This window comes from Stenotrophomonas sp. PS02297, assembly GCF_029959705.1.
Classification (GTDB): domain Bacteria; phylum Pseudomonadota; class Gammaproteobacteria; order Xanthomonadales; family Xanthomonadaceae; genus Stenotrophomonas; species Stenotrophomonas nitritireducens.
This window is the reverse complement of the sequence record NZ_JASCOS010000144.1, coordinates 1-7,845: the sequence shown is the minus strand read 5'-3', so window position 1 is coordinate 7,845 and position 7,845 is coordinate 1. Positions and strand designations below refer to the sequence as shown.

The window sequence follows — 7,845 nt, the reverse complement described above, 5'->3', positions numbered from 1 at the left end:
CGCCGCGCCCCCCGGCGACTGGGGGGCGCGGGGCGCCCGCCAGCCGGTGGCGGCGGCGGGAGGTGCGCGGCGTGATGCGGACCAGCAGCAGCCATCCGGCCTGGATCAGCATCCGCAGCGGATCGCCGAACCGCCAGCGACGGTACGGCTGCAATTGCGGGAAGGCATCGGGCAGGCGTGGCGCCAGCGCCTGCCAGGCGGGCCCTTCGAGCCGCAGCAACCCCCAGCCCAGCGCCTGCAGCAGCCACAACAGCCACAGCGTGAGCAGCGGTGCCCGCGCCGTTTCGCGCAGTTGCGGCCAGCGCAGGTAGCACAGGCTCATCGTGCCCGCCCCTGGCGCGCGCGCTCGGCCAGGCACCACACCGCGAGGCTGACGATGTCGGCGGCGGCCTGCGAGCCGTCGGCATCGACGCCCAGCGGCAGCTTGCGCGCCAGCGCGGCAGACACGGCGGCATCCTCGTGAAGCGGTTGCGGCACCAGCGACGGCCCACCGTCGATCCACAGCTGCATCAGGTCGCGCTGCACGTCCATGGCCGGGTCGTAGCGGTTGCACAGCACCCGCCGCGCGTCGTCCACGTGCCGCTGCAGCAGCACGTGGCAGCCCGGGTCCACTGTCGCCATCCGCAGCGGCAGGGCGCAGGCGGCATGCTGGTTGACCGCGGCGACATGCGCGTCGAGCCGCTGCGGCAGGTCGAACAGGATCCAGTCGAACTGCGCCGCCAGCACCGGCAGGCGCTCGCTCCAGAACCGCGGCGACTGCCGCAGCCGGTCCTCGACCGCGGCCACGTCGGCATCGCTGGCCAGCCCGTAGGGCAGCAGCGCCAGCCCGGGCGTCGCGCCGAACGCCGCCTCGCGCCAGTCGCCCCCCTCCAGCCACGCGCGCGCCCAGCCGCGCGTCTCGGCAGCCGGCAGCCCCAGGTGCAGGCCGAGCAGGTGGTCCGGATTGCACTCGACCAGCAGCACCCGCTCGCCCTGCGCGTGCAGGGCGTGGCCGAGCGCGGCGGTCATCGTCGTCACCCCGACGCCACCGCGCACGCCCTGCAGGGACAGCGTCATGCTCATCGGCGCGGCTCCGCGGCCAGCTCGGCGAACAGCGGCCAGCGCGCGAGCGCCTGCGCCCGCGCGCGCTGCGCGGAGAAGTCCAGGTAGGGCAGCGCCGGCATCCCCAGATGTCCGCGCAGGACGTCGATGTCGTCCTGTTCCGAGGTCAGTCCTGCGTCCGGTTCGTGCGCCTTCATGGCTTGTCCTCCGGGTAGGGCGTCCAGCTCTGGCTGCCCTTGAGCTGCAACCACGGCTTGCCCTCGTAGTCGATCACCTTGGCCCCCTCGTTCTCCGACACCGACGGCGTCACCGGCAGGTTCTGCAGCAGGCCGTCCCAGTCGCGGCCGTCGGCCGGGGTCTGGGCGTTGAGCGCATAGACCCGCGCCACCAGTTCCGAGAGCGCCAGGTAGCTGCTCGGCGCGGTCACGTGGCGCGGACCGCCGGCGGCCGGAATGCCCATGCCGATCAGCTTCACGCCCGCCGGGACATGGGTGATGGAAGGGCTGGGAATCTCGCGCATGCCCGGGATCTGCATGCGGTCGCCGTGCAGGGCCGCGCCGTGCTCGGGCACCACCACTACCATGGCGCGGCGCCCGTTCTTCTCCAGCGCGTCGATGAAGCCCTGCAGGTCGCCCAGCACCATCTGCGCGCGCGCCTTGTAGTCGCTGGCCATCGCGCGCCCGTCGGCGCCGACGATGCGGTTGCCGTCATGCAGCGAGATCGTGTTGTAGAACAGCGCCACCTGCCCGGTGGATTCGGCCTGCCGGCGCTTCAGCCACCCGGTCAACACGTCCGCGTCGCGACGCAGCGGCGACTTGTCGAAGGCGATCAGCGCGCGCGGATAGTTCTCGATCGGCAGCGGCGTGGCGGCCAGGCCGCCGTACCGGGTGAGGTCGCCGATGAAATCGTCGAAGTGGCCGTCGTGATTCATCGCCAGCTCGTTCTGGAACCCCAGCGCCTGCAGGTTGGCGAACAGCTGGCACTGTGCCGGCACCGGATCGAACAGCGCGGTATGCGAGGTCTGGCCGCAACTGGCGCGCAGCAGGCGGATGGCCGCCGGCCCGCTGTAGGAGGTGGCCGAATTGAAATCGTCGAACACCATGTCCATCCCGTCGAACAACGGGTTGTGGCGCAGGCCCACGTCATCCAGGTCGCTCCAGGCCAGCGAGCAGATGTTGAGGACGATCAGGTCGAAGGGCGCGCCGCCCTGGGCCGGGGGAAACGCGGTCTTCAGCCCGGCCTGCTGCTGGTAGAAGCCGGCCAGGTAGGCGTTGAGCGTGTCGTTGCCGGCCGGGCCACCGCGCGCCGCCGCGCCGCCTCCCGCGCCGCCCTGCGCCGTCGTCGCATCGCCCCTCCCGGCAGACTGCAGGCCGGCCGGAAGCGGCAGCGCCATCGCCGCCATGCCCAGCATCCCCAGCACGCTGAGCGTGGTGACCCGCAGCCACGGCTTGAGCAGCAGGTAGCCGAAGACCAGCAGCGCCAGCAGCGCGACCATCTGCCAGTTGATGAAGCGCCCCAGCAGCTCCATCCAGTACGAGGCCGAGAAATCCAGCACACCCGGCTGCGCCAGCAGGCGCTCGAACGGCGGCCACCAGGTGTCCTGGTAATACAGCGCCACCGCCACCGGGATCGCGACCACGGTGCGCGCGATGCGCGCGCGGCGCCACGGCAGCGGCACCAGCAGGACCGCGAGCAGCAGCAGGTTGGGCAGGATGTGCAGGTCGAGGGCGCCCATCCAGGCGAGGATCACCTTGGAAAGGAAATACAGGTTCCAGCCGCGCAGGTCGGGCCATGCCCAGGGCGTGGAAGCCGCTGCGGGAGCGGTGGCAGCGTCGCTCATGCCTGCCTCCGCGGAGCGGCCTGGCGGCGGCGTTCGCCCACCCGCCGGAGGTAGCGTGGCGGCAGGCTGCGCCGCAGCCGCGCGCGCAGCGCCCGTAGCATCGCCCCCAGCATCACGCCCAACGGAATCATCACTACCGCACATGCAGCCACCAGGCTCCATACCTGCTGGTCGTTCATCGTTCGCCCCCCAGGCGGATCGGTCGCGGCGCCGTCCACGATGGCGCCTGCGCGACGGGCGCCATCACCGGCACCTGCCGCGGCTGCGGCGGCGCGACGCCGCCCTCGGACGCGCCCATCGCGGCCACGTCGTGCCCGACCAGACGCTGATAGCCGTCAAATAATTCCCGCCAGGGCAGACGGAACAGGTTGCCCAGCGCACGCTCGATGCCATCGCTGCGGCAGGCGAACAGGAACAGCCAGACCTGGCCGGCGTGCATGCAGGCGAAATCGCCGCGGCGGCGCATCTGCAGCTGCTGCAGCGCCTGCACCGGACTCACCCCGGCCACCGGCTGCAGGACGAGCACCGCGCTTTCCACCACGCCCTCGCCCTGGTCGAGCAGTTCGCCGGCCAGTTGCCTGAACTGCACCGGGGTGACGATGCCGCCGACGTCCGGCGGCCGGTGCAGGCGGATCAGGCGTTCCGGATCCTGCGGCAGGCGTCCCTGCCAGACCTGGCCCTGGATCGTTTCCAGCAGGGTCAGGAAGCGCGCCAGCGGCAGGCTGGACGGCGCCACCAGGCTGGCGCCGGATTCCAGCAGCAGGCGCTCGTCGGCATAGCGCAGGCAGGGCTGCATCTCGCGCACCACCAGTTTCAGGCCGTTGCCGCGCTCGCTGCGCAGATGGAAGACGATGCGGGTCAGCGCGTCGACATCGGCATTCTCGTCGATCGACAGCACCACCGTGGCCGCCTGCGCCTGCAGCGCGCCGGCCATCAGCGCCGACCAGTTGTCGAACAGGCGCCAGGCCGGCGAGAACGGCGGCGCCCCTTCCAGCGCTTGGGCCTGGGCGAGGTAGAGGAAGCGGTCGCCGCCTTCCTGCGCCAGCACCGCGGCCATCAGGCCATCGCCGTCGGCCATCACGTGGAGGTGGAAGCCGCGCCATTCCGATTCGAAATCGCGATGCGCGAACACGCCTTCGGCGTTGCTCCAGTAATGCACCAGGTACTGCAGGGCGCCGCGATGCGGATACAACTGGGCGACGCCGGCGCACAGCCGGTTGAGCGGCAGCAGGCGCGGCGCCAGCGTCGCCACCTCGCCATGGCACAGCAGCAGCACGCAGTGGCCGCCGGCGGCGGCCCAGTCGTGCAGTTGCCCGCACCAGCGCGCAAGGTGGGCGCCTTCCAGGTTTTCCAGCGCGGCGGCCGGCACCTGCACCACGCACAAGGTGCCGCGCGCGGCGGCGCAGCGCGCCAGGTCGATGGGCAGCGCGCGGACCGCCGATGGCAGGTCGGCGACCGTCGCTTCGTACAGGCGGATGCGCGCCGGGCCCTGCTCGGCCGCAAGCGGCGCGACCATCGGCGCCGGCGAGCGGCCAAGCGCGCCCACGACGGCCAGCGGCAGTTCGGCCGATCCGGCGAGGACACCGGCGGCGAACAGGTCGGCATGGGCGGCATCTGCGCAGGCGATCCAGTACACCCCGCCCGTACGCAGGCGGGTGAGTTCGTACGGCAAGCCGTCTATGGCAAGTGAAATCGTCTTCAAGGCTATGTCCCTGTCAGCGTGCGCAGCCGGTGCGCTACCGCTCTCCGTCCCTCACCCCACACGCGGATCCATGACGGGCATCACAGTTATAAACTTGACTTGCCCGTCATCTCAATGTCACTTGCTCACCACGACAGTGACACAGAACGCTTCCACAGCGTGTGTAGAACGGCCCATTCATTTTTGTGAATGAATGGATGGCCATAGCCGCCCCGGTTCAGGGCGCCGGCGGCAGCCCGAATACCTGCCGCAGATAGGCCAGGTATCCCGGGTCGTCGCACATGCTCTTGCCCGGCGAATCACTCAGCTTGGCCACCGGTTGACCATTGCAGCGCACCATCTTGATCACGATGTTCAGCGGGGTCGGTCCCAGATCGTTGGTCAGGTGCGTGCCCACGCCGAAGGCGACCTGGCAGCGGTCGCGGAAATAGTCGTACAGGCGCATCACCTTCTCGATGTTCAGGCCGTCGCTGAACACCAGGATCTTGCTCGAAGGATCGGCGCGGTTGGCCTTGAAGTGCGCCAGCATGCGGTCGCCCCAGGCGAACGGATCGCCGGAATCGTGGCGCACGCCGTCGAACAGCTTGCAGAAATACATGTCGAAATCGCGCAGGAAGGCGTCCAGCCCGACCACGTCGGACAGCGCGATGCCGAGGTCGCCGCGGTACTCGCGCGCCCAGGATTCGAGTGCGGCCACCTGCGAATCGCGCAGGCGCGGCCCCAGCGCCTGGAAAGCCTGCAGGTATTCGTGCGCCATCGTGCCGTGCGGGGTCATCCCGTACAGGCGCGCGAAGTGCACGTTGCTGGTGCCCACGTACTGGGCGCCGAGCGCGTCGCGCAGCAGCGGCAGCATGTGCGCGTGCCAGTCGTGCGAGTAACGGCGGCGGGTGCCGTAGTCGGCGATGCGGCAGTTGCCGAAGCCCGGCGTGTCGCGCAGCAGCGCGGTCTTGGCGCGCAGGCGGCGCTCGCCCTCGGCGAAGTCCGGGGTGCTGGTGTTGCGGAACCATACCTCGTTGATGATCGCCAGCAGCGGCACCTCGAACATGATGGTGTGCAGCCACGGGCCGGTGATGTCCAGCTCGATCTCGCCGGGCACGCTCGTCGAAGCGCGCAGGTCGATGTACTTGCGGTCCAGGTGGAACAGGCCGAGGAAATCGGCGAAGTCCGGCTTCACGAAGCGCAGCCGGCGCATGTAGTCCAGTTCGTCCGCGGCGAAGCGCAGGCTGCACAGGTGGTCGATCTCGGCGCTGATCTGGTCCAGATGGCGGGCCAGGTCGATGCCGGGCGTGCGGCACTTGAAGCGGTACTGCACGATCGCCCCGGGGTGCTGGTGCAGCACCGCCTGCATCATGGTGAATTTGTAGAGGTCGGTATCAAGCAGGGACGGGATGATCATGAGCGCATTATGCGCTGCCCTCCCCTGCGCACCGCGTGCAGGCAGCGCCACGTCCGGCCCGCGCGCCGCGGCGGCGGCTGCGCCGACGGACGCGCCCGGCCTGGGCCGGACGCGTCCATGGCCGCTTATTCGTCGCCGGCGTAGGGCGAGCGCAGCGGCCGCGGCTGCTTGCCCAGGCCCGAGCCAAGGCGGTCGAGCAGGAAACGCAGGTAGAGATTGGTGCCGAACTGACGGTAGTCGCGGGCATTGTTGAACTCCATGCGCCCGCCCAGGAACAACTGCGAGGACAGCTGCCATTCGGCCGCCGCGCTCAGGTTGTAGGACACCCCGGTCTTGGTCTGGCCGTCGTAGACCGGCGCGACATAGCGCGGGGTCAGGCCCAGCAGCGCCGCCAGCGATGCCGCTTCATAGGCCTCCTGCTGCATCGCCGGATCCAGCGGGAAGTAGTCCGCCGGGTCTTCCTTGAAGTTCTGCACGCCGACGCTGGCATCGATCTGCCAGGCCAGGCGCTGCGCGGCGTCGCGTCCGTTCCAGTGCAGCGGCACGCTCACGTCCACGTAGCGCTGCGGACTGAAGTAGCCGCCGTGGCCATAGGTGAAGCCGCTGAGGTTGCGGTCGTACTGCATCGCGGTCAGGTTCAGGCCGGCGGTCAGCGACTGGTTCGCCGTTTCCAGCGCATGCACGTAGACCCCGGCGCCCAGTTCCTGGCGGTCGTTGTCGGCCACGTGGGTGCCCTGCAGGCGATGCCAGCCGAGGCTGGCGTAACCGCCGAGCAGGCCGTTGTCGAGCGTCGCCGCCATGCGTGCGCCGGTCGCGGTGACGCCACCCCATTGCAGGCCGTTGCGCGGATCGCTCACCCCGGCGAAGGACAGCAGGCTGTCGGTGACCGCGCGCCGCGAGGCTTCGCCCGACCAGGTCAGGGTGTCGCCGACCTGGCCGCGGTAGCCGAGCCCGCCGACGATGTTGGATTCGCGGAAGCCCAGCGGCGTGGTGCCGACATCGGCGCTGAAACCGCCCTGCTGGAACCCGACCGACACGCCGGCGCCGCTGGCGTCCTGCGATCCCAGGCGGCGCGCGCCGGCGGCATTGGCCACCATCGCGTACAGCGTGTCCTGGAAAGCCAGCGGGGTCTGCGAAGCGCTGCTGCCGCCGGCCAGGGCCTTCAACTGCGCCTGTTCGGCCGCGCTGAGTCCACGCAGCAGGGCGCTGTTGCCGAGGACCTGCCGGGCGATGTCGGCGATCGGCGTGTTGCCCAGGTCGCGGCCGAGCATGTAGTCCGGCAGCGGATCGGCATACAGCAGTTCCAGCGTGGCCTGGCGTCGCTCGGCCGCGGTGAGCGTGGCGTCGGTCTGGTTGAACAGCTCCTGGTAGCGGCCGTTGTCCAGCGCGCGTTCGTAGATGAGGTTGCGGGTCGCGGTGGTGGCGCCGTTGGTCAGCAGCGTCTGGTACAGCGACGATCCGACCAGGTCGTCGACCGGGGCGCGGTCGGCGGCGAGCGCGCCGGACAGGGCCAGTTGCGGACCCGCGCCGAAACGGCTGCTGGAGGCGTAGGCGGCGTCGGCGCGGCCGGCATCCAGCACGGTCGGCGTCAGCGAAACCTGGAGCTTGCCGTCGCCGACGGCGAAGCGGGCTTCCAGCGGCACCTGCAGGTCGGCCAGCTGCCCCAGCCCGGCCTCGCCGTCGCGGCTGCGGTAAGCGGCGCCGGCCGCCAGCGCGCTGCTGCTGTCGGCGCGCAGTTCGCGCAGTTCATCGATCACGCCGCGCACCGGCGCGGGCGCCGGCAGTGCGCCGGCCATCGGTGCGGAAGCCGCGGCGCGCTGCGGTACCGGCGCGGCCGCGCCGGGAGCGGCGGCGAGCGCCAGCACC

Annotated in this window: 7 protein-coding genes and 1 pseudogene; all 8 read right to left on the bottom strand. The window is 70.7% G+C overall.

The window, feature by feature from the left end; genetic code table 11:
* Nucleotides 1–322 (bottom strand): annotated as a pseudogene (gene bcsA, locus QMX80_RS17315) (UDP-forming cellulose synthase catalytic subunit); the annotation flags it as partial.
* A complete protein-coding gene (gene bcsQ, locus QMX80_RS17310) occupies nt 319–1,062 on the bottom strand; it encodes a cellulose biosynthesis protein BcsQ (protein ID WP_282278415.1) in 744 nt (247 codons plus the stop codon). The pseudogene bcsA and the gene bcsQ, both read right to left, overlap by 4 nt.
* On the bottom strand, nt 1,059–1,238 hold the full coding sequence (bcsR, locus tag QMX80_RS17305; RefSeq protein ID WP_055766011.1) for a cellulose biosynthesis protein BcsR: 180 nt from the start codon (nt 1,236–1,238) through the stop codon (nt 1,059–1,061). Before bcsR ends, bcsQ begins: the two co-directional genes overlap by 4 nt.
* A complete protein-coding gene (gene bcsG, locus QMX80_RS17300; RefSeq protein ID WP_282278413.1) occupies nt 1,235–2,881 on the bottom strand; it encodes a cellulose biosynthesis protein BcsG in 1,647 nt (548 codons plus the stop codon). Before bcsG ends, bcsR begins: the two co-directional genes overlap by 4 nt.
* A complete protein-coding gene (gene bcsF / locus QMX80_RS17295; protein ID WP_055766017.1) occupies nt 2,878–3,060 on the bottom strand; it encodes a cellulose biosynthesis protein BcsF in 183 nt (60 codons plus the stop codon). The genes bcsG and bcsF overlap by 4 nt, the downstream gene beginning before the upstream one ends.
* On the bottom strand, nt 3,057–4,583 hold the full coding sequence (locus tag QMX80_RS17290; protein ID WP_282278412.1) for a BcsE family c-di-GMP-binding protein: 1,527 nt from the start codon (nt 4,581–4,583) through the stop codon (nt 3,057–3,059). The genes bcsF and QMX80_RS17290 overlap by 4 nt, the downstream gene beginning before the upstream one ends.
* A gap of 217 nt (nt 4,584–4,800) precedes the next feature.
* Nucleotides 4,801–5,979: a nicotinate phosphoribosyltransferase gene (pncB, locus tag QMX80_RS17285; RefSeq protein WP_055766025.1), complete on the bottom strand. Its 1,179-nt coding sequence runs from the start codon at nt 5,977–5,979 to the stop codon at nt 4,801–4,803.
* Nucleotides 5,980–6,104: 125 nt separating this feature from the next.
* The coding region (locus QMX80_RS17280) for a cellulose synthase subunit BcsC-related outer membrane protein (protein ID WP_282278410.1) at nt 6,105–7,845 on the bottom strand (1,741 nt) is incomplete at its 5' end.